The following is a 20,036-nucleotide window of genomic DNA, read 5'->3' on the forward strand; positions in this document are numbered from 1 at the left end:
AAACGCACCACGGCAGCGTGGTGCGCTGGACTTTGATTGTAGCGCGCTCTCAAAAAGCGTGCAGCACGCCCGCGTTAGAACTCTTCCCACTCATCGCCGGAGGAAGCCGCCTTGACTTTCGGCGTGGCCGGCCTGGCGGCGGGCGCAGCGGGCGGTTTGGCGCGTGTGGATTTCGGCAAGGCCGTTACCGTGGCCCGGCGCGGCGCCACAGGCGTTGCAGGCACGTAGGCTGCTTGCGATGCATTGATCTTGAACGCGCTGACGACTTGCTCCAGCTTGTCCGCCTGATCGCGCAGCAGCGTTGCGGCGGCGGCAGTTTGCTCAACCAGTGCCGCATTCTGCTGCGTGGTCTGATCCATCTCGGTGACCGCGCGGTGCACTTGCGCGATACCGTCGTTCTGCTCCTGTGTCGCAGCGCTGATTTCGCCCACGATGTCGGTCACCTGCTTGATGCTGGAGACCACTTCATGCATGGTGCTGCCGGCCTGCTCCACCAGCCTGGTGCCCGAGCCAACCTTCTCCACCGAATCGTCAATCAGCGCCTTGATTTCCTTGGCCGCGGCGGCCGATCGCTGCGCCAGATTGCGCACCTCGGTCGCCACCACGGCAAAGCCACGGCCCTGCTCACCGGCACGCGCCGCTTCCACAGCGGCATTCAGAGCCAGAATATTGGTCTGGAACGCAATGCCATCGATAACAGAAATGATATCGACAATCTTGCGCGACGATTCATTGATCGAACCCATGGTCACGACTACCTGTTCCACCACGGAGCCGCCTTGCGTAGCCACCTCGGACGCCGAACGTGCCAGTTGGTTGGCTTGACGCGCGTTGTCGGCGTTCTGGCCAACGGTGGACGTCAGCTGCTCCATGCTGGCCGCAGTCTGCTCCAGCGCCGCCGCTTGCGAGGAGGTACGCTGCGACAGGTCGCCCGTGCCAGCCGCGATCTGCTGCGAGGCCGCACCGACCGCGCTAGTGGACGCACGCACGGTTTCGATGACGCCTGCAATCTGCACCAGCAATTTGTTGAACGCTACCGCCGTATGGCCAATTTCGTCCATGCGCTCGACCTTGATCTGGTGGGTGAGATCCAGCGACTGGCTCACATCCTCCAGCGTGCCACGGATCGACTCCAGGCTGCCCTTGATGGTGACGTACAGCTGCCATGCCAGCGCGCCAGTGACCAGCACCGCCAGCACAATCACCGTCACCAGCAGGCGGAAGGCGAAGTTGTAAGCGGCCACACTCTCCTCGCGCACATCCTCGATCAGCTTATTGTTATAAGCGATATGATCGTCAAAGGCTTTTTTGACGGCAGCCGCCGAGGTGGCCAAAGGCGTACCCGCCTGCAGCGTCGCGCGCACCGCGTCCATGTCGCCAGCATGCGCACCGGCCAGGAACGGCACCAGCGCCTGGCGATAAGCAGCCATGGCAGCCTTGTCGGCGTCCAGCATTTTGCGGTCGGTATCGTCAACGATGCGCTCTTTCTCGTACAGCGCGACTACCTCGTCAAATTTGGCATGGGCGTCATTGTAGGCTTTATCCAACGCGGTTTTATCTGCCAGATTGGAGAACACCGACAGCCGATAACCAGCCAGACGGCTATCAGCAAGATAGCCCTTGGCCATATTCAAACCGGCGATGCTGGGAATCAGATTGGTTTGTACCTTGTCCAACCGCTGCTGCGCGCGTGAAAGCTGCGTAAGACCGGCGGCACCGACAAAGATCAGCGCCACCAGCGCCAACGACAAAGTTAATATCAGTCGCTTCGTAATAGTCATTGTGACTTTTCTCATGTAAGTGGAGGAGATTCGGCCGTCTATGCGGCCTGAATCGAGTATAACTTATGAGAAGTCAGTATCGAAGTCAAACGACGTGAAAGCCATGCGTGCTGTCGCGCCCAAGCTGCCCCACCAGCCCGAACTCCCAATCCAGGTAAGCCTGCATGGCTTCCGCGCGGTTATCCGTCCCTTCGTATGGCCGGCGATATCGGTCGATCAGCGGCGACGCCAGACGCGTTGCCCCCATCTCGACCGGCTTGCCTGCCGCCAGCCACGCCGCCGTGCCGCCGGTCAGCACCAGCACAGGCAGCTTGGTCAAGGTGCGCAGATCGGCGGCGGCATAGCGGGCCAGCAGGCTGCTGCCGCAGCTTAGTACGTAACGCTGCACACCATCCGGCAGTTGCGCCAGTGCCGCCGCCAGTTGCGACCGCAGCGCAAACCACGCCCCCGGAATATGCCGCTTCTGATAGTTGACGCCCGACGTGAAGTCCAGCACTGCAATCTGCTGCGGCGCCTGTTCCAGCCACTGCGCCAGCGTCTCGACGTTAATCTCCTCGACCTCCGGCTGCGGCGCCACCTCGTCCTTCCACGCGCCGGCGACACTGAAGTCTTCGGGCCGCAAGCCGTCGACCACATAGACGTCGTTATTCATCTGCCGCAGCCAGTGCGCGGTGAGGTTGGCACGCACGCCGTCGCTATCCGCCAGCACGATGCGTGCGCCGCGTACCGGTGCAAACTGTTCGGTCTCCTGCACCAGCTGGCCGCCCGGCGCGGAACGGAAATGCGGCAGATGACCGGCCCCATATTCGCCAGGGCTGCGCACGTCGAAGAAATAATTGGTACGGGTACGATCGGCATGCAGCGCCGCCAGCTGCGCGCGCTCAATCCGCGCCACGCCGGCACGATCGGCCAACGCGCGCGCATCGCGCGCCGCCGTCTGTCGATTGGCGTCTGACGCCGGCGGATAGCTGCGCGACTGGCCATGCTCCAGCTCCTGCTGCGCCAGCGTCCAGCCGATGGTGCCGTTGCGCAGCGCGGAGACCGGATTCGGCACGCCGGCATTAATCAGCGATTGGGTGCCAATGATGCTGCGCGTGCGGCCAGCGCAGTTGACAATGATGCGGGTCGAGGGATCAGGTGCCAACTCGCGTGCCCGCAAGGCCAGCTCGGCTCCTGGCACGCTGATGCTGCCGGGGATGCTCATGGTCTGATACTCGTCGTAGCGGCGCGCGTCCAGGATGACGATGTTCTCGCGCTTGTCGATCAGGGCTTTCACCTCTGGTGCGGACAAGGATGGCGTATGGCGCTCGTGCTCGACCAGCTCACCAAAGGACTTGCTGGGCACATTCACATCGCGGAACAACTCACCGCCGGCATCGCGCCAGCCGGTGATGCCGCCTTCCAGGATCGCCACATCAGTGTAGCCCAGTTGATGCAAACGCAGGGCCGAGGGCAGCGCCAGGCCTTCGCCATCGTCCAGCACCACGATAGGCACATCGCGGCGCGGCAGCTTGGTGCAGGCATCAATCTCGATGCGGCCATACGGGAAATTGGCGGCGAACAGCGGGTGCGCCTGCGCGTGCGGATCTTCCTCGCGCACATCCAGCAGCGCGATCTCGCGCCCCGCCAGCAGTCCGGCCCTCACCTGCTGGTAGCTGCGGTAAGGGACCTGCGGCGCGTAACCGGAGCGGAACGGCTTGACCTGCCCGTCCTGCGTGTAGACACTGCGGTCCACCGCGCCGATATCCGCACCGTAGACATGGATGCCGATCGATACGCGATCGCTGTAGCCATTGTAGACCTGATGGATGTCGCCCAGAGTGGGCGATACCGCGACCACGGTGCCTGTCTCCAGCCGCTGCGGCTCGCCATGGCGTTCCAGCCTGCCGTCGGGGGTACGGCGGAAGTCATGCGAAATCTCGGCGCCGCGCAGCAGGCCTATCAAGCCCCACACGGTATGATCGTGTATCGGGGTGGATTGCCCCGGTCCCCAAACGAAGCTGACCACCGAAAAGCGCGCGGCCGGGTCGCGGTACAGCAGGTACTGGCGATAGAACTGCGGGTGAGGCGCCGCAGCCTCCGGCGGCAACCAGTCGTCATGCGCAATCAGCTCACGCAACAGGGCCGAGCCGCGCTCGATGGTCTGTGCTTCATCCTGTCCGATCAGGCATTCCAGTTGGGTGACGAAATGCTGCAGGCGTGCCGGCAAATGTACTTCACTCATTGTGTCTTCTCCTTACGCGGCGTTCAGATTACCACGTAAGGTATCGTGCCGATATGCGATTGCGCTATATCCAAATTCGAAAGCGTTCCTTTTAATGGCTGGCGGCGACGGCGTACTATCAAGCGATAACCATCTTCAGGAGCTGATCATGCAACGTCGTACCGTGCTTTCCTTGTTGACCTTATTGCCGCTGGCGTCATGGGCGCAGAAGGGTCCGTCCACGCTGCGCATTGGCTATCAGAAGTCGTCGACCTTGCTGACGGTGCTGAAAGTGCGCGGGCAGCTGGAGCAGGATCTGGCACCACTGGGCGTAAAGGTGACCTGGCATGAATTCTCCAGCGGTCTTCCCTTGCTGGAAGCCCTGAATGTCGGCGGTGTGGATCTGAGCGCGGATGTGGCAGATACCGTGCCGGTATTTGCGCAGGCAGCCGGTGCGCAGCTGACCTACTTCGCGCAGGAGGCGCCCTCGCCCTCGGCACAAGCCATCATAGTGCGAGGCGACTCACCGATTAAGAGCATTGCGGATTTGAAGGGCAAGAAGATAGCCGTGACCAAAGCTGCGGGCAGTCATTACCTGTTGATCTCAGCGCTGGACAAGGCGGGTTTGCGCTTCAAGGATATCGAACCAGCTTATCTGACGCCAGCCGATGGCCGCGCGGCGTTTGAGCGCGGCAGCGTGGCCGCCTGGGTGACATGGGATCCTTATCTGGCTGGCGTACAGAATCAGTCACAAGTACGCGTCCTTGCCGACGGCCGTAACGTCGCGGACTACCAGCGCTATTATCTCGCCTCGACAGCATATGCGGAAGCGCGGCCGGACGTGCTGGCGGTGGTGTTTGAAGCGCTGCGCAAGACTGGGCGCTGGGTCAAGCAGTCCCCAAAAGAAGCAGCAGAGCTGCTGGCGCCAGCATGGGGTCTGGATGCGAAGACGGTGGAATTGGCTAACAGCCGCCGCAGCTACGACGTGCGCCTGGTAGTGAAAGACGCGCTGAGCGAACAACAACGCATTGCGGATGCATTCTACGGCGAAGGCCTTCTGCCCCGCAAACTTGACGCTACCGCCGTACCGCTCTGGCGCTTGCGCTGATTCACGATCGCCTGATACAGTCTGATGGAGCCCACTCCAAGGAATCAACGTGAAGACTTATCATGGCAGTTGCCATTGCGGGGCCGTCCGGTTTGAAGCAGACATTGATCTGAGCGCAGGCACCCTGCGCTGCAACTGCTCTATCTGCACCAAAATACGCTACTGGCCGGCCATCGTTCAGCCGGAGGCTTTTCGGCTTCTGGCCGGTAGTTCGGAGCTTACGCTGTACCAGTTCCACACCAGAACGGACCAGCATCTGTTTTGCCGCCATTGCGGCGTACGTTCTTTCGGTATCGGCCGCTCGCCACGATGGGGTGAGTTCTACTCAGTAAACGTCACCTGCCTGGACGACGTCACGCCGGAGGAATTGGCAAACGCGCCGATTACTTATCTCGACGGGAAGAACGATAATTGGGAAACGCCACCGGCCGAAACGCGCCATCTGTAATCAGCCAAGCAGGAACTTGAGGCGATCATCGGCCCTGGATGCGGAAATCTCCAATATCTCTGCATCCACCACCTTGGCGACGACGAAAGGATCTTGGGCAACGCGGGCTTGCAGTTCTTCCAGCGTCGCGCCATTGACGACAATTGCCCCGCCCCGGCGTGGCTGCAGACTTCCCGCCAGCAAGAAGACGCCGTCATCGAAACCTTTCTTCAACCAGGCGTTGTGGCCATCCATGTGGCTTGGAGCTTGATCTTTTTGTTCAGCGAATTTGAGCAGCACGATATGCATACAGTTCCCCTCCAATCAGTGTTTTCCCGCCGCGACGGCGGCAAGCCATAGATTCATTTGCTCGACTTCCGATTTGATGAACGCCTCGTCATGAAAGGCATTCGCCAGCGCCGCCACGCCCTGGCTGCGCGCCAGCAGGTGCATGGATAAGGCCTCAGCGTGCTTTTTACAGCCCATGGCACAGAACTGCTGCGCAAGCCAGCTGCGGAATAGCGTGAACAGGGAATTGGCCTGCGGCTGCAAGGCATGATCCAGCTTGGCCAGTTCTGCGGCCAGCGTGCCAACCGGGCAGCCATGCTGCATGATCTTCACGCGGTTGGCGATCAGCATCCGATTGAAGCAACGGATGCGCTCCTCTGGCGTGCCGCTTTCCTCAGCCCAGCGATCCAGCATGGTCTGCGTGCGCTCAAGGCGCAGCGCGATGACAGCTTCCAGAATGTCGTCCTTGGCTTTGAAATGATGATAGAAATTCCCCCGCGAGATACCCACGGCATCCGCGATATCGGCAAACGAGGTGCTTTCAAAACCGCGCTCATAGAAAAGCCGGTCGGCAGCGTCGACAATTTGTTCACGTTTTTGCATCGTGAACCGATATTAGGACAATTGTCCTAACTTGTCAATAATGCTGGATACCCTGCCGCCACAGCTTCGGACTCCAACTGGACGATGCGGTCGTAATCAGCATCAGGACGATGCTGGAAGGCTTTAATGCGGACTGCGGCCATGTGCTCGCGCAGTCGCGGGCTGGGTGCCAGCAAGGCGTGGCGCAGTTGTAATTGCACTTCTTTCAGCACGCTGCGCGCGGTAATCAGCGGCAGGCCAGGCGAGGATGCGGAGTACTGCAGGATCTTGATGCCGTCGGTGATCTCCGGCAGTTCATCGCGCAGATAGCCAAAAGTGACGCAGTCGATGGCGGCGATGTCCGCGTCCCCTTCGCGTACCGCGCCCAGGCTGGCGACATGGCTGCCAGTCCATTTCACCTTTCCGAAGAAGCGGCCGTTGCGAACCAGTGGCGCCACCGCGTGCCGCAGCACGTTCATGCCGCTGTTGGAGTGCCGGTCGTTGACGGCAGCGGTCAGGCCGCGCGCTTCGGCCAGCGTATTCACGCCATCCACAGCACGGGTGACGATGACACTGGCGTAGTTGCTGCCATCGCAGCCGGGGAAATCGAAACACGGCGTTGCCAGCAAAGTCGCCACGCCGCGCAGGAAGCTCACGTAGGGATAGCCGCAAGTGTGGCCGACCAGCAGGTCCGGGCGACGCCACAAGGCCGGCAGCTCCGGTTCGCGCAGCAGCTGCGCTTCATCGCGCACACCGGCATCGACCAGCAAGGTCGCCAGCAAAGCCTCATACTCCCGCTGCAAGCGCGGGGTGACGTTATACATAGGCAGGGAGACGGTCCAGCTCATGGCATGCGTGGATGTACAGGTGCGTCGATGGGACGAAAACCGTAGCGGCGCATCAGTTCTCCATAACCGTCGATCTGGAAGCCGCCGCTGCGCGCATTATAAGCCTCGCGCCGTCCCTCATACACAAGCGGCAGCAGATACCACGGCAGCGATGGCAGGTCATGGTGCACGAGGTGCAGGTTATTGTTCAGGAAGAGGATGCGAAATACCAGCCCGGCATCATTCAGCACAATGCGCTGCTTGTGGTCCTCGGCCGGACGATGCTCGTAGTAGGAGCGGATCATAGCCAGCGATTGCGCAGGATACGAAATCGCCAGCAGATACCAGATCGCGGATACGCCAAACGCGGCCTTCACCCACCAAAGCAAGGCGGCCAGCATCAACAGGTGCCGCAGCCACAGGCCGGCATGACGGAAGTCGCCGCGCAGCATCTCGCGCACAGCGCCGCCCCAGGTATTAGCAATCGACAGTGCGGGCCCGATGATCAGCCGGCCGCAGAAAGTCTTGTTCACCCAGTGCAACGCGCGCAGCGGACGGCGCATGGCTTGCCATTCGGCCGGCGACACATAGGTGCTTTCCGCGTCCAGCTCCGGCAGCGTGAGGTCGAAGTCGTTGTGGTGGCGCAGATGGCTCTCCCGGTAGATCTCATACGGATACCACACGGCCAGCGGCGCATAGCCAAACACGCGGTTCAGCCACGGCCAGGGCGTGGGGTGGCCATGTATCAGCTCGTGCTGGAGCGACATGTACCAGGCGCACCACCAGATCATCAGCAAGGTGGCCGGCGCGACGCCCAGCACGGGCCAATATGCCAGCGTGGCGAGCCAGCCGCCGTAAATCACCACGATCAGCAGCCAGGTCGGCCACTCGCCGCGCCACAAAAGGCGGCTGCGCTCCGTGCTGACTTCCTTCCGTTGTACGTCATCGATCCAGGCTTGCATATACAAATCTCCTATGGCCGAGTATATGCAAGCGAGGACCAGATTAAAACGAAGTAAAACAGCTTTCCTTATGCAGTTTTTAGACGCCAGGATCGCGCACTTTCTCCACCTGGTCGAACTCCACGTTGAACCATGCGCCGCCGACCGCTTCCGCCTTGCGGATGTACACCGTCTGCACGATATCGCGCGTGGCGGCGTCGATGCTGACCGGGCCCCGCACGCTGGTCCAGGCCATGCCCTTCATTGCTGCCAGCAGCTTGTCGCCGTTGCTGTCGCCGTTGGTCTGCTTGAGCGCCTGATACAGCATGTGCATGCCGTCATATGCCCCGACTGAATGGAAGTTCGGACGCATGCCCTTATTCGCCTTGGTGAAGGCATCGACGTAGGCCTTGTTTTCAGCAGACGGATGGGCGGCGGAGTAATGGTGGCTGCTCACCACGCCGGCGGAGGCCGGACCGATGCTGGTCATCAGATCGTCATCCAGCACATCGCCGGTGCAGATCAAACGGATGCCGGCAGCAGCGAGGCCGCGGTCGGTGAACTGCTTGAGCACCGCCGCGCCCTCGCCCGAGGGCACGAACACGAACAATGCATCCGGCTTCAAGTCCTTCACCTTCGCCAGGAACGGCGCGTAGTCCGGATTGCGCAGCGGCGCGCGCAGGCTGTCCACTACCTTGCCGCCCGCTTCAGTAAAGCCTTTGACGAACACCTTCTCGGCATCCAGGCCGGGACCATAGTCGCTGACGAAGGTCACCACGCTCTTGATCTTGTTCTTGCCGGCCCATTGCGCCATCGGAGCGGTGACCTGCGCCAGCGTAAAGCCGGTGCGCACGATGTAGGGCGAGCGTTGCGGGATGACCGAGGTGGCGGCGGCCATCACGATCATCGGCACCTTGGCCTGCGTGGCCACCGGCGCGGCGGCAAAGGCCAGCGGCGTCAGGCCGAAACCAGCCAGCACCTGCACCTTGTCGCGCGCCACCAGCTCCTGCGCCAGGCGCTTGGTGACGTCCGGCGAAACGCCGCCGTCGTCCTTCAGGATGATTTCCACCGGACGGCCGCCGGCCACACTGCCGTTCTGCTGCATGTACAGCTTGACGGCCGCTTCGATCTGGCGGCCGGTGGAGGCGAATGGGCCGGACATCGGCACGATCAGGCCTACCTTCAATGGTTCGGCAGCGCTGGCAATCGCCGGCAGCACGCCGGCCGACAAGGCGGCCGCGCCCAGCAGCAGTTGACGGCGTTGGTGGTTGATGTTGTTTTGATCCATGGTGTCTCCTCTTCTCTTTTTATAAATCCAGCAGCAGGGTGGCGCTTCTGGAACGCGAACAGCAAGGTGTGAACTGGTCGTTGGCTGCCTGTTCCTCTTCGGTGAGATACAGGTCGCGGTGGTCCGGCACGCCATCCAGCACGCGCGTGAGGCAGGTGCCGCAGACGCCCTGCTCGCACGATGCGGGCACGAACACGCCGGCGTCACTCAGCACTTTCAGCACGGTGACGCCGGCCGGGATGGTGTAGCACTTGCCGCTGGAAGCCAGCTTGACTTCAAACGGCTGATCGCCGTCCTGCGGCGCAGCAGCCGCCGCGCCGAAGTATTCGAGATGCAGCTGCTCATGCGGCCAGCCTGCCGCCGTGGCGCTGGCTTTCACGTGGTCGATGAAGCCGGACGGGCCGCAGAAGTAGATGTGCGTTTCGCGCGGAAGCCCGGCCAGCAATGCCGGCAAGTCGAGCGGCTGAACGCTGTCATGATGGAAGCTGACCTGTGGCGCATACGGCGCGCTGAGGATGCGGTCGCGGAAGGCCGTGCGTTCCGGCGAGCGGGTGCTGTAATGCAGTTCAAATTGCGCGCCCTGCGCCGACAGCGTCTCCGCCATCGCCAGCAGCGGCGTGATGCCGATGCCGCCCGCCAGCAGCACACTGCGCGGCGCTTCCACCAGCGGAAAGTGATTGCGCGGCGCGCTGATCGTCAGCTTTGCGCCAGCCTGGATTTTTTCGTGCATGGCTTGCGAGCCGCCGCGCGAGGCTGGATCGCGCAGCACGCCGATCAGGTAGCGATGCCGCTCGTGCGGCGGATTGCACAGCGAATACTGGCGCACCAGCCCCGGCGCGACATGCACGTCGATGTGCGCACCGGCGCTAAAAGGCGGCAGCGGCGAGCCGTCCACGCTCACCAGCTCGTAACTGCAGATGCCTTCCGCTTCATTGGTGCGGCGTTCCACCCGCACTTCCAGCAGTTCGCTACTCATGACTGCTTCTCCTGCTCCAGCCATTGATCAAGGATGCGGCGCGACTGTACGCCGCCGGCGTCGATATTCAACATCAGCAGCTTGCGCTCCGGGTAGCGCAGGATGTTCTGCTGCTGCAGTTCCAGCATCTCGCGGTCTTCAGCGAAGATCTTACCCTGTCCTTCGCGGATGGTGGCGGTCAATTCCTTATCTTCGGGCTTGAAGTTGCGCGCCATGCCCCAGAAGTACCAGTGCGAGGTTTCGGTCTCCGGCGTGATGAAATCGACCACGATGCTGGAAGCCTTGTGCTCCGGCGCGGCATCATAGCCGCCCTTGCCGGCGTGCGCCACGCCGACCTCGATCATCACATGGCTGGGCGGCGAGAAGCGGCAGATCTGCCAGCGGTCGACCGGCACGTCGTCGGCCAGGCCATTGCCGCGCAGGGCCGCGCGCCAGAACGGCGGCGCCATGATGTTTTCCATGTAGCGGCTGGTGATCACCTGCTCGCCCTCGACGCGCGTGTTCACCGGCGCCTCGTCGATTTCCTTCTGGCCGATGCTGGATGCGTGCACATAAGTCTCGTGCGTCAGGTCCATCAGGTTATCGATCATCAGGCGGTATTCGCAGTTGATGTGATACAGGCCGCCGCCATACGCCCATGCCGGATTGTCGGCCCATTCGAGATGGTGGATCAGCGCCGGATCGGCCTTCTCCTTGTCGCCGGTCCAGACCCAGATAAAGCCGTAGCGCTCTTCCACCGGGTAGCTGCGGATGCATGGGAAGCCGCGCACGCGCTGCCCCGGCATGCTGACCACCTTGCCGTCGCAGCCCATTTCCAGGCCGTGATAGCCGCACACCAGCTGCCCTTCGCGCACAAAGCCCAGCGACAGCGGCGCGCCGCGATGCGGGCAGAAGTCCTCGACTGCGGCCACCTTCCCTTCGGCGCCGCGATAGAACACGATCTTCTCGCCGCAGATGGTGCGGCCCAGTGGTTTGGTCTCGATTTCATCCGGGGTACAAGCCACGTACCAGGTGTTTTTTGGGTACATCTTTGTCTCCTTGTGATTTAATATTCAGTACACTGAATATAGTAGAGTATAGTGTTCCGGAGTACAAGCAGAGAATCTCACATGCCAGAAACCGAAAGCAAACTCATCAACCTTTACGAACATCCGGGCCACTTGCTGCGCCGCGCGCAGCAGATCTCGGTGTCGATTTTTTACGACGAAATGGGTTCCGAACTGACCCCGGTGCAGTACGCGATGCTGCGCAATCTGGAAGCGCATCCGGGCATCGATCAAGTGTCGCTTTCGGCCGCCAGCGGCATCGATACCTCGACCGGCGCCACCGTCTGCGCGCGCCTGGAAGAGAAAGGCCTGTTGGAGCGCAAAGTGATCCCGACCAATCGCCGCCAGCGTGCGCTCACCATCACGCCGGCCGGCGAGCGTTTGCTGGAGGAGCTGATTCCTGGTTCGCAGCGTTTGCGCCGCCGCCTGCTGGCACCCCTCACCGGCCCCGAACAGCTGCAATTCATGGAACTGCTGAGCAAACTCGTACAAGAAAACAACGAACAAAGCCGCGCACCGCTCGCGGCGCGCGATACAGTGCGCTAATCGCACAGTGGGGTGTTAATCGCATACCTGTTGCGCTAGCATAGTCCTTACCGGACATCCGGTGCCAGCCATATAAGACAGGAGACAACAATATGAAATTGACACACTTGGCCGCCCTCGCCCTGCTGGCGGCGGCGCCTGCCGTTTATGCCCAGGAGGCCGAGCGCGCGGCAGCCATTGCGCTGGCCGACAAGGCGGTCGCCAACATCCAGAAAAAAGGCGTGGAAGAAGCCTGCAAGGATTTTGCGGACCCCAAGAGCGGCTATATCCAGGGCGAGGTGTACGTGGTGGTGCAGGACATGCAGTGCAAGATGGTCTGCCATGCCACCATTCCGCGCATGAACGGCAAGGACATGATTGAGCTGAAGGACGCCAACGGCAAATACTTCACCAAGGAGATGCGCAATGTCGCGCAATCCGGCAAGCCAGGCTGGGTCGATTATGTCTGGCCGAATCCGACATCGAAGGTGCTGGAGCCGAAGTCCGCCTACGTGCGCAAGGCGGATGACAAGTACATGGTCAGTGTTGGTATCTATACGAAAAAATAGATCGAGGGGGACATCATGAAATTCAGCCATATCACCGCAGCCCTTGTGCTGGCTGCCGCCCTGCCCGCGTTTGCGCAGGACAAACAGGACGCCATCGCGCTGGTGGACAAGGCCGTCGTCAACATCCAGAAGAAAGGCATCGACGAAGCGTGCAAGGAGTTTGCTGATCCCAAGGGCGGCTATATCCAGGGCGAGCTTTACGTGTTCGTGCACGACGCGGCGGGCACCATGAAATGCCACGGCACCAATCCCAAGCTGAATAACAAAGACATGACGCAACTGCGCGACGCCAACGGCAAGTACTTCTCGAAAGAGATGCGCGACCTCGCCATGAGCGGCAAAACCGGCTGGGTGGATTATGTGTGGGTGAACCCGGTGAGCAAGGCGCTGGAGCCGAAGTCCTCTTACGTGAAAAAGGCCGACGACAAGTACTGGGTGGGCGTGGGTATCTACACCAAAAAATAAGCCATGTCGTTCCGGCGAAGGCCGGAACCCATGGAACGCATGCGATAACACAGCGTATATATTCCATGGGCCCCGGCCTTCGTCGGGGCGACATTCAGGCGACGGCGACCAGTTTATCCAGCTTGTCGCCGTCGGCCAGCAGACTGGCGCTGTCCGAGTCGTGCACGATGCGGCCGCGATCCAGCACGATGGCGCGCTGCGTCAGCGACAGCGCCAGGCGCGCATGCTGCTCCACCACGATCACCGACATGCCCTCTTCCTGCACCAGCTTGCGGATCACGCGCACCAGCTCCTGCACGATAATCGGCGCCAGGCCTTCCATCGGCTCATCCAGCAGCAGGATGCGCGGATTGGTCATCAGCGCACGCGCGATCGCCACCATCTGCTGCTCGCCGCCGGACAACTGGTTGCCCATGTTGTTGCGGCGCTCAAACAGGCGCGGGAAGATCTGATAAATCTTCTGCAGATTCCACGGTCCCGGCCGCGCCACCACCGTCAAATGCTCCTCCACCGTCAGCGACGGGAACATATGGCGTTCCTGCGGCACCCAGCCCAGGCCTGCGCGCGAACGCTTGTGGGTCGAGACGCGCGAGATATCGCCGCCGGCCCAGCGGATGCTGCCCTTGTGCAGGCGCGTCAGGCCCATCAGCGTCACCAGCAGGCTGGTTTTGCCGACGCCATTCCGGCCCAGCAGCGCCAGCGAATCGCCTTCCTTCAGGGTGAACGACACATCCTCCAGCACGATCGATTCGCCATACCCGGCGGTGACCTTATCCAACACCAGCAACTCAGTCATGTTCCGACTCCCCCAGATAAACTTCCTTGACGCGCGGGTCGGCGGCGATTTCCGCCGGCGTCCCCTCGGTCAGCACCTTGCCGCCCACCAGCACCGTGATGCGGTCGGCGAAGCGGAACACCAGTCCCATATCGTGCTCGATGAACAGCACCGTCACATCGCGCGGCAACTGCGCCAATACTTCAAACAGCTCCTTGCTCTCGGCCTGCGGAATGCCGGCCGCCGGTTCATCCAGCAGCAGGATGCGCGGCTTGGTCGCCAGCGCCAGCGCGATCTCCACCAGGCGCTGCTTACCGTAAGCCATGCTGCGCGTGATGCTGTTGGCCTGATCGCTCAGCTTCAGCGTCGCCAGCAGCGCCATCGCTTCCTCAATCACTTCAGGATGATTGGCCACCGTTTTCCACCACACGTTCTGCAAACCACGCCGCTCGCTGATCGCCAGCGCCACCGATTCCAGCACCGTCAGGCCGGCGAACAGGGTGTTGAGCTGGAAGGTGCGCGTCATGCCGCAGTGGACGCGCTCATGCTGCGGCAGATGCGTGATGTCCTCTCCGCCCAGATACACCTTGCCGCTGCTTGGGCTGAAGGCGCCGGTGAGCAGATTGATGAAGGTGGTCTTGCCGGCGCCGTTAGGGCCGATCAGCGCGTGGCGCGCGCCCGGTTCAAACGTCAGCGACACATCGCTGTTGGCCACGAACGCGCCCCAGCGCTTGCTCAGGCCTTCGGTACGTAAAGTGATATCGCGGCTCATGGCTGCTCCTTGCGTTGAGGTTTCACCAGTTGCAGCAGACGTTCCAGGCCGCCGAGGATGCCGCCGCGCGCAAACAGCACGATCAGCACCAGCAGCAGGCCGATATAGAACTGCCAGTAAGTCGGATTCAGGCCGGCGATGTAGTCCTGCGCCAGCATGAACACCGCAGCGCCAACCAGCGCCCCATACAGGCGGCCGGTCCCGCCCAGCACCAGCATGATGACCAGTTCAGCGGAACGCGGGAAGCCCAGCGAATCCAGGCCGACGAACTGCGTGGTCTGCGCCAGCAGCGCGCCGGCCAGGCCGGCCACCACGGCGCCCAGCGTGAACACGGCGACCAGGCGGCGATTCACGTTCACGCCCAGCGACGGCATGCGGCGCACACCTTCGCGGATACCGATCAGGCTCAGACCAAATGGCGACTTCACCACACGGCGCAGCACCGCAAACACGATGAACAGCACGGCAAAGCTGTACCAGAAGGCGACGTTGCCGTTCAGGTCAAACTCGAAAGTGCCAAACAGCTTGCCGACCATCATGCCGGACAGGCCATCGACGCCGCCGGTGATGAAGGCCGCCTTGTTGGCCGCTTCAAACAGCATCAGGCCAATGCCCAGCGTGACCATCAAACGGGTCAGGTCCTGCCCGCGCACCACCAGGAAGGCGGTCAGCAGGCCGGCAATGCCGGCCACCACGCCGCCGGCCAGCAGGCCGCTCAGCGGCTCGCCCCAGCCATGCACCGACAGCAGGCCGGCAGTGTAGGCGCCCAGACCAAAGAAGGCGGCATGGCCCAGCGAGACGATGCCCGCATAGCCGAGGATCAGATCGAGCGACACCGCGAACAGGCCGACAATCATGATCTGGCTGATCAGCACCAGATAGCCGGGAAAGGCGAAATACGCGGCAATCGGCAGCAGCCAGAAGACAATCTCCAATGGCTGCCAGCGGTCATGCGGCAATTTAGGGACAGGCAGCATGGCGGCGACCTTGGCGACAGGCTTGGTTTCAGTATCAGCAAAAGCGTTCATGCTTTCCTCCGCATCAGGCCAGCAGGGAACAGGATCAGCAGCACGACCATCAGCGCATAGATCACGAAGGCGCCGATTTCCGGCACATAGTATTTACCGGCGACGTCAAACACGCCGAGAATGGCAGCCGCCAGCAACGGGCCTTTGATGGTGCCAGCACCGCCCACCGCAACCACCAGCAGGAAGTAGACCATGTATTTGACCGGGAAGGTTGGATCCAGGCCCAGCACGTCGATACCCAGGCCGCCGCCCAGACCGGCCAGGCCGGAGCCCAGCGCAAAGGTCAGGCTGAACACCAGACTGACGTTGATGCCCAGACCCGCAGCCGCGGTCTGATTGTCCACCGAGGCACGGATTTGCGCGCCAAAGCGGGTACGCTCGATCAGCAGGCCCAGAGCGATGGTCACGATCACCACCACGCCGATCAGGAACAGGCGGTACGAACCGACATCAAGCCCCAGCAGCGACACCTGGCCGCGCAGCCAGTCCGGCAGCACCACCGGCTGTTGCGTCGGGCCGTAAATGTAGGTGGCGCCGGCCACCGCCATGAAGGTCAGGCCGATCGAGAACAGCACCTGATCCAGGTGACTGGCCTTGTACAGGCGGCGATACAGCAGGCGCTCCAGCACCAGCCCCACCACCGCCGAAGCGATGAAGGCCAGCGGCAGCGATGCCAGGAACGGCACGCCAAAGCGCGACAGCAGCGACACGCTGACGTAGCCGCCCAGCATGGCGAACGCGCCGTGCGCCAGGTTAATAAAGTTCATCATGCCCATCGTGACCGACAGGCCGACACTGATCAGGAACAGCAGACTGCCGTAGGCGATGCCGTCAAACAGCACACCGGCGAAATTGGCTAGCATGACTGCCTCCCGCTTTGATTATGTTTTTTCATTTTGTCTCCACTACTTCCTGCAACTAAAAACTACACTTTTTCGATAATCATCGCAATTCCCTGCCCCACGCCGATGCACATGGTGCATAGCGCGTAACGGCCGCCGGTGCGGTGCAACTGGTAAGTGGCGGTCGTCACCAGCCGCGCGCCGCTCATGCCCAGCGGGTGGCCCAGCGCGATCGCGCCGCCGTTAGGATTGACGCGCTGGTCGTCATCCTTCAGGCCCAGTTCACGCAGCACGGCCAGACCCTGCGCCGCAAATGCTTCGTTCAATTCGATCACGTCCATCTGCTCCAGCGTCAGGCCGGTCTGGCGCAGCAGCTTTTGCACTGCCGGCACCGGGCCGATGCCCATCACGCGCGGCGCCACGCCGGCGGTAGCCATGCCGACGATGCGCGCCAGCGGTTTCAGTCCGTGCTGTTTGGCCGCTTCGCCGCTGGCGATCAGCACCGCGCAGGCGCCGTCGTTGATGCCGGAAGCGTTACCGGCGGTGACCGTGCCATCGGCGCGCACCACGCCTTTCAGCTTGGCCAGCGCTTCGGTGGTGGTGGCGCGCGGATGCTCATCCTGCGCGAACACCACAGGATCGCCTTTTTTCTGCGGCAGAGATACCGGCACAATCTCCTGCTTGAACACGCCCGCTTCGATGGCGGCGGCGGTCTTGTTCTGGCTCGCCAGCGCAAACGCGTCCTGGTCCGCGCGGCTGATCTTGTAATCGGCGGCGACGTTTTCGGCGGTCTCCGGCATGGTCTCGGTGCCATACGCTTCTTTCAGCGCCTTGTTGACGAAGCGCCAGCCCATGGTGGTGTCTTCGATTTTGGCGCTGCGCGAGAAGGCGCTATCAGCCTTGCCCATGACATAAGGCGCGCGCGTCATCGACTCCACGCCGCCGGCGATAATCAGGCTGGCGTCGCCGGCCTGGATCGCGCGTGCGGCGGTGCCGATGGCGTCCATGCCCGAGCCGCACAGCCGGTTGATGGTGGTGCCCGGCACCTCTTGCGGCAGGCCTGCCAGCAGCAGCGACATGCGCGCCACGTTGCGGTTGTCCTCACCCGACTGGTTGGCGCAGCCGTAGAACACATCGTCCACCTGATCCCATTGCACGCCCGGATTGCGCTCCTTCAGCGCGCGCAGCGGAATCGCGCCCAGATCGTCGGCGCGCACATCCTTCAGCGCACCGCCGTAGCGGCCGATGGGTGTGCGGATCGCATCGCAGATAAATGCTTCAGTCATCTCATTGTCCTTTCAGCAGCGGCGCGCCGGTGGCGGCCTGCAATTCTTCAAACGTCAGGCCGGGCGCCATCTCGCGCACGGCCAGACCGTCGGACGTCACGTCCAGCACGGCCATGTCGGTGTAAATACGGTTGACGCACGCTACGCCCGTCAGCGGATAGGTGCACTCAGCAACGATCTTACTCTCGCCGGTCTTGGTCTGGTGTTCCATCATGACGAACACCTGCTTGGCGCCCAGCGCCAGGTCCATGGCGCCGCCCACCGCCGGAATCGCATCCGGCGCGCCGGTGTGCCAGTTGGCCAGGTCGCCCTTGGCCGATACCTGGAAAGCGCCCAGCACGCAGACGTCGAGGTGGCCGCCGCGCATCATGGCGAAGGAATCGGCGTGATGGAAGTAAGCGCCGCCGGTCAGCAGCGTCACCGGCTGCTTGCCGGCGTTGATCAGGTCATCATCCTCCTGGCCCGGCACCGGTGCGGGGCCCATCCCCAGCAAGCCGTTCTCGGAGTGCAGGAACACTTCACGGTCGGTCGGCAGATAGTTGGCCACCTTGGTCGGCAGGCCGATGCCGAGGTTGACGTAAGCACCTTCCTGAATGTCTTGCGCGACGCGGGCGGCCATCTGGTCGCGGGTGTAACGATTAGTGCTCATGCCGATTCCTTCACCACGCGTTGTACGAAAATGCCCGGCGTGACGATCACTTCCGGATCCAGCTCGCCCAGCGCCACCACATCCTGCACCTGGGCGATGGTGACCTTGGCGGCCATGGCCATGATGGGGCCGAAATTGCGCGCGGTCTTGCGGTACACCAGATTGCCCCAGCGGTCGCCGCGCAGCGCCTTGATCAGCGCGAAGTCGGCGTGGATCGGCGACTCCAGCACGTACTGGCGGCCGTTGATCAGGCGCGTCTCCTTGCCCTCGGCCAGCAGCGTGCCATAGCCGGTCGGCGTGAAAAAGCCGCCGATGCCGGCGCCGGCGGCGCGGATGCGCTCAGCCAGATTGCCCTGCGGCGTCAGTTCCAGCTCGATTTCACCGGCGCGGTACAGCGCGTCGAAGTGATGCGAATCGGTCTGGCGCGGGAAGGAGCAAATAATTTTGCGCACGCGCTTGGCCTTGAGCAGCGCGGCCAGGCCGGTTTCGCCGTTGCCGGCGTTGTTGTTGACGATGGTGAGGTCTTTCGCGCCCTGCGCGATCAGCGCATCGATCAGCGCCGACGGCATGCCGGCGTTGCCGAAGCCACCGATCATGACGGTGGCGCCGTCATGGATATCGGCCACCGCCCGTTCCAGTGATTCAAAAGTTTTATCGATCATATCTGCTTTCCAGTGCATGTTGTGCGATAATCGAACTAATGATTGATTACCGCACACCCAGTGTAGAACTTGCGACAGCCCCGGTCAAGAAAAAAACGCCAATTGAAACCAATGACTGCATTAAAATCACGCCATGTCTAAAGCCACCCCACTTATCGAAGCGGACGACGACCGCGAACCCACCATCGCCGAGCAGATCGACGCGATGACCGACCCCAGTTTCATGACCTCGCTGGCACGCGGTCTGGCGGTGCTGCGGGCCTTCAGCGACGCCCGCAAGCCGCAGACCATCGCCAGCATCAGCCAGAAGACCGGCATCCCGCGCGCGGCCGTACGCCGCTGCCTGCACACGCTGCGCGAGCTGGGTTACGTCGATGCGGAGCTGAACAACTTCTCGCTGCGGCCCAAGGTGCTGACGCTCGGCTATTCGTATCTGTCCTCGACGCCACTGACGGTGTCGGCCCAGCCCTACCTGAACAACATCAGCCGCGCGCTGAATGAATCGAGTTCGCTGGCGGTGCTGGAAGATGGCGAAGTGCTGTACGTGGCGCGCGCGGCCACCTCGCGCGTGATGTCGGTGGCGCTGAACACCGGCAGCCGTCTGCCCGCCTATTGCACCTCGCTGGGCCGCGTGATGCTGGCGCACCTGCCGCCGGGCGAGCTGGATGCCTACCTGGAGCACACCCGCCTGCGGCCGATGACGGTCAACACCATCGTCAACCCCAAGCGCTTGCGCGAAGTGCTGGCCGGCGTGCGCCGCGACGGTTATGCCATCAACGATGAGGAACTGGAACTGGGGCTGCGGTCGATCGCCGTGCCGGTGCGCGGTGCGTCCGGCACAGTGCTGGCGGCGCTGAACGTGGGCGCGCAAGCGGCCCGCGTCAGCGTGGAGCAGCTGCAGCATGAGTTCCTGCCGGTGCTGCAACGCGGGGCGCAGGAGCTGGCGGTGCTGCTGCCCTGAACGTCGTTCCGGCGCCTGCGCCGGAACGACGTGCC

The 20,036-nt window shown here is 62.4% G+C and carries 22 protein-coding genes; 6 read left to right on the plus strand and 16 right to left on the minus strand.

The window, feature by feature from the left end; all coding sequences use genetic code 11:
* Positions 1-74: 74 nt before the first annotated feature.
* Together ABDW57_RS08810 and ABDW57_RS08815 are read right to left on the minus strand one after the other, a co-directional pair.
* Entirely contained in the window at positions 75-1,781 is a 1,707-nt protein-coding gene (locus ABDW57_RS08810) for a methyl-accepting chemotaxis protein (protein WP_343729831.1), read from the minus strand.
* A gap of 85 nt (positions 1,782-1,866) precedes the next feature.
* Complete coding sequence (locus ABDW57_RS08815; protein WP_343730012.1) at positions 1,867-3,426, minus strand: rhodanese-related sulfurtransferase; 1,560 nt, start codon at positions 3,424-3,426, stop codon at positions 1,867-1,869.
* 727 nt (positions 3,427-4,153) lie between these two features.
* Between ABDW57_RS08815 and ABDW57_RS08820 the strand changes: the two genes are divergently transcribed.
* A complete protein-coding gene (locus ABDW57_RS08820) occupies positions 4,154-5,092 on the plus strand; it encodes an aliphatic sulfonate ABC transporter substrate-binding protein (RefSeq protein ID WP_343729832.1) in 939 nt (312 codons plus the stop codon).
* 49 nt (positions 5,093-5,141) lie between these two features.
* On the plus strand, positions 5,142-5,540 hold the full coding sequence (locus tag ABDW57_RS08825; RefSeq protein ID WP_343729833.1) for a GFA family protein: 399 nt from the start codon (positions 5,142-5,144) through the stop codon (positions 5,538-5,540).
* Here the strand turns inward: ABDW57_RS08825 and ABDW57_RS08830 are convergent, their stop codons facing one another.
* The 7 genes from ABDW57_RS08830 to ABDW57_RS08860 all read right to left on the minus strand — a co-directional run bounded on the left by ABDW57_RS08830 (position 5,541) and on the right by ABDW57_RS08860 (position 11,449).
* A complete protein-coding gene (locus ABDW57_RS08830; RefSeq protein ID WP_343729834.1) occupies positions 5,541-5,828 on the minus strand; it encodes a YciI family protein in 288 nt (95 codons plus the stop codon). It lies immediately after the preceding gene.
* Between the two features lie 15 nt (positions 5,829-5,843).
* Positions 5,844-6,410 carry a helix-turn-helix domain-containing protein gene (locus ABDW57_RS08835; RefSeq protein ID WP_343729835.1) on the minus strand — a complete coding sequence of 189 codons (567 nt, stop codon included), beginning with the start codon at positions 6,408-6,410 and terminating at the stop codon, positions 5,844-5,846.
* A 26-nt stretch (positions 6,411-6,436) separates the two neighbouring features.
* Positions 6,437-7,237, minus strand: coding sequence for a PhnD/SsuA/transferrin family substrate-binding protein (locus ABDW57_RS08840; protein ID WP_343729836.1), 801 nt, complete (start codon positions 7,235-7,237; stop codon positions 6,437-6,439).
* On the minus strand, positions 7,234-8,178 hold the full coding sequence (locus ABDW57_RS08845; protein WP_343729837.1) for a fatty acid desaturase: 945 nt from the start codon (positions 8,176-8,178) through the stop codon (positions 7,234-7,236). The genes ABDW57_RS08840 and ABDW57_RS08845 overlap by 4 nt, the downstream gene beginning before the upstream one ends.
* 79 nt (positions 8,179-8,257) lie before the next feature.
* On the minus strand, positions 8,258-9,445 hold the full coding sequence (locus tag ABDW57_RS08850; RefSeq protein ID WP_343729838.1) for an ABC transporter substrate-binding protein: 1,188 nt from the start codon (positions 9,443-9,445) through the stop codon (positions 8,258-8,260).
* A gap of 19 nt (positions 9,446-9,464) precedes the next feature.
* The gene (locus tag ABDW57_RS08855) at positions 9,465-10,421 is read right to left on the minus strand and encodes a PDR/VanB family oxidoreductase (protein WP_343729839.1); all 957 of its coding nucleotides are present in this window, start codon (positions 10,419-10,421) and stop codon (positions 9,465-9,467) included.
* Entirely contained in the window at positions 10,418-11,449 is a 1,032-nt protein-coding gene (locus ABDW57_RS08860) for an aromatic ring-hydroxylating dioxygenase subunit alpha (RefSeq protein WP_343729840.1), read from the minus strand. Before ABDW57_RS08860 ends, ABDW57_RS08855 begins: the two co-directional genes overlap by 4 nt.
* Positions 11,450-11,530: 81 nt before the next feature.
* Here ABDW57_RS08860 and ABDW57_RS08865 point away from each other — a divergent pair, with 81 nt between their 5' ends.
* From ABDW57_RS08865 to ABDW57_RS08875, 3 genes are all read left to right on the plus strand, one after another.
* The gene (locus ABDW57_RS08865) at positions 11,531-12,013 is read left to right on the plus strand and encodes a MarR family transcriptional regulator (protein ID WP_343729841.1); all 483 of its coding nucleotides are present in this window, start codon (positions 11,531-11,533) and stop codon (positions 12,011-12,013) included.
* 92 nt (positions 12,014-12,105) lie between these two features.
* Complete coding sequence (locus tag ABDW57_RS08870; protein ID WP_343729842.1) at positions 12,106-12,561, plus strand: cache domain-containing protein; 456 nt, start codon at positions 12,106-12,108, stop codon at positions 12,559-12,561.
* Between the two features lie 15 nt (positions 12,562-12,576).
* Positions 12,577-13,026: a cache domain-containing protein gene (locus ABDW57_RS08875; RefSeq protein WP_343729843.1), complete on the plus strand. Its 450-nt coding sequence runs from the start codon at positions 12,577-12,579 to the stop codon at positions 13,024-13,026.
* A 94-nt stretch (positions 13,027-13,120) separates the two neighbouring features.
* On the opposite strand, the gene ABDW57_RS08880 is transcribed toward ABDW57_RS08875, so the two are convergent.
* From ABDW57_RS08880 to ABDW57_RS08910, 7 genes are all read right to left on the minus strand, one after another.
* Positions 13,121-13,822, minus strand: a complete 702-nt coding sequence (locus tag ABDW57_RS08880) for an ABC transporter ATP-binding protein (protein WP_092272584.1) — start codon at positions 13,820-13,822, stop codon at positions 13,121-13,123.
* The gene (locus tag ABDW57_RS08885; protein WP_343729844.1) at positions 13,815-14,573 is read right to left on the minus strand and encodes an ABC transporter ATP-binding protein; all 759 of its coding nucleotides are present in this window, start codon (positions 14,571-14,573) and stop codon (positions 13,815-13,817) included. Before ABDW57_RS08885 ends, ABDW57_RS08880 begins: the two co-directional genes overlap by 8 nt.
* Positions 14,570-15,601 (minus strand): branched-chain amino acid ABC transporter permease, encoded by a 1,032-nt coding sequence (locus tag ABDW57_RS08890; protein ID WP_343729845.1) that lies wholly within the window; start codon positions 15,599-15,601, stop codon positions 14,570-14,572. The genes ABDW57_RS08885 and ABDW57_RS08890 overlap by 4 nt, the downstream gene beginning before the upstream one ends.
* On the minus strand, positions 15,598-16,464 hold the full coding sequence (locus ABDW57_RS08895) for a branched-chain amino acid ABC transporter permease (protein WP_343729846.1): 867 nt from the start codon (positions 16,462-16,464) through the stop codon (positions 15,598-15,600). The genes ABDW57_RS08890 and ABDW57_RS08895 overlap by 4 nt, the downstream gene beginning before the upstream one ends.
* Before the next feature lie 62 nt (positions 16,465-16,526).
* The gene (pcaF, locus tag ABDW57_RS08900) at positions 16,527-17,729 is read right to left on the minus strand and encodes a 3-oxoadipyl-CoA thiolase (protein WP_343729847.1); all 1,203 of its coding nucleotides are present in this window, start codon (positions 17,727-17,729) and stop codon (positions 16,527-16,529) included.
* 1 nt (position 17,730) lies between these two features.
* On the minus strand, positions 17,731-18,378 hold the full coding sequence (locus ABDW57_RS08905) for a CoA transferase subunit B (RefSeq protein WP_343729848.1): 648 nt from the start codon (positions 18,376-18,378) through the stop codon (positions 17,731-17,733).
* Positions 18,375-19,040, minus strand: coding sequence for a 3-oxoacid CoA-transferase subunit A (locus tag ABDW57_RS08910; RefSeq protein ID WP_343729849.1), 666 nt, complete (start codon positions 19,038-19,040; stop codon positions 18,375-18,377). The genes ABDW57_RS08905 and ABDW57_RS08910 overlap by 4 nt, the downstream gene beginning before the upstream one ends.
* A gap of 133 nt (positions 19,041-19,173) precedes the next feature.
* Between ABDW57_RS08910 and ABDW57_RS08915 the strand changes: the two genes are divergently transcribed.
* Positions 19,174-20,001, plus strand: a complete 828-nt coding sequence (locus ABDW57_RS08915) for an IclR family transcriptional regulator C-terminal domain-containing protein (protein WP_343729850.1) — start codon at positions 19,174-19,176, stop codon at positions 19,999-20,001.
* The last annotated feature ends 35 nt before the right edge of the window (positions 20,002-20,036 follow it).

Source organism: Duganella sp., from assembly GCF_039595735.1.
Lineage (GTDB): Bacteria > Pseudomonadota > Gammaproteobacteria > Burkholderiales > Burkholderiaceae_D > Rugamonas.

Bases quoted from the DNA above. Each gene is read 5' to 3' on its own strand.
- ABDW57_RS08845 (WP_343729837.1), bottom strand. From the start codon at position 8,178: ATGCAAGCCTGGATCGATGACGTACAACGGAAGGAAGTCAGCACGGAG.
- ABDW57_RS08860 (WP_343729840.1), bottom strand. From the start codon at position 11,449: ATGTACCCAAAAAACACCTGGTACGTGGCTTGTACCCCGGATGAAATC.
- ABDW57_RS08835 (WP_343729835.1), bottom strand. From the start codon at position 6,410: ATGCAAAAACGTGAACAAATTGTCGACGCTGCCGACCGGCTTTTCTAT.
- ABDW57_RS08865 (WP_343729841.1), top strand. From the start codon at position 11,531: ATGCCAGAAACCGAAAGCAAACTCATCAACCTTTACGAACATCCGGGC.
- ABDW57_RS08910 (WP_343729849.1), bottom strand. From the start codon at position 19,040: ATGATCGATAAAACTTTTGAATCACTGGAACGGGCGGTGGCCGATATC.
- ABDW57_RS08830 (WP_343729834.1), bottom strand. From the start codon at position 5,828: ATGCATATCGTGCTGCTCAAATTCGCTGAACAAAAAGATCAAGCTCCA.
- ABDW57_RS08915 (WP_343729850.1), top strand. From the start codon at position 19,174: ATGTCTAAAGCCACCCCACTTATCGAAGCGGACGACGACCGCGAACCC.
- ABDW57_RS08850 (WP_343729838.1), bottom strand. From the start codon at position 9,445: ATGGATCAAAACAACATCAACCACCAACGCCGTCAACTGCTGCTGGGC.
- ABDW57_RS08840 (WP_343729836.1), bottom strand. From the start codon at position 7,237: ATGAGCTGGACCGTCTCCCTGCCTATGTATAACGTCACCCCGCGCTTG.
- ABDW57_RS08820 (WP_343729832.1), top strand. From the start codon at position 4,154: ATGCAACGTCGTACCGTGCTTTCCTTGTTGACCTTATTGCCGCTGGCG.
- ABDW57_RS08855 (WP_343729839.1), bottom strand. From the start codon at position 10,421: ATGAGTAGCGAACTGCTGGAAGTGCGGGTGGAACGCCGCACCAATGAA.
- ABDW57_RS08875 (WP_343729843.1), top strand. From the start codon at position 12,577: ATGAAATTCAGCCATATCACCGCAGCCCTTGTGCTGGCTGCCGCCCTG.
- ABDW57_RS08880 (WP_092272584.1), bottom strand. From the start codon at position 13,822: ATGACTGAGTTGCTGGTGTTGGATAAGGTCACCGCCGGGTATGGCGAA.
- ABDW57_RS08885 (WP_343729844.1), bottom strand. From the start codon at position 14,573: ATGAGCCGCGATATCACTTTACGTACCGAAGGCCTGAGCAAGCGCTGG.
- pcaF (WP_343729847.1), bottom strand. From the start codon at position 17,729: ATGACTGAAGCATTTATCTGCGATGCGATCCGCACACCCATCGGCCGC.
- ABDW57_RS08870 (WP_343729842.1), top strand. From the start codon at position 12,106: ATGAAATTGACACACTTGGCCGCCCTCGCCCTGCTGGCGGCGGCGCCT.
- ABDW57_RS08810 (WP_343729831.1), bottom strand. From the start codon at position 1,781: ATGACTATTACGAAGCGACTGATATTAACTTTGTCGTTGGCGCTGGTG.
- ABDW57_RS08890 (WP_343729845.1), bottom strand. From the start codon at position 15,601: ATGAACGCTTTTGCTGATACTGAAACCAAGCCTGTCGCCAAGGTCGCC.
- ABDW57_RS08905 (WP_343729848.1), bottom strand. From the start codon at position 18,378: ATGAGCACTAATCGTTACACCCGCGACCAGATGGCCGCCCGCGTCGCG.
- ABDW57_RS08895 (WP_343729846.1), bottom strand. From the start codon at position 16,464: ATGCTAGCCAATTTCGCCGGTGTGCTGTTTGACGGCATCGCCTACGGC.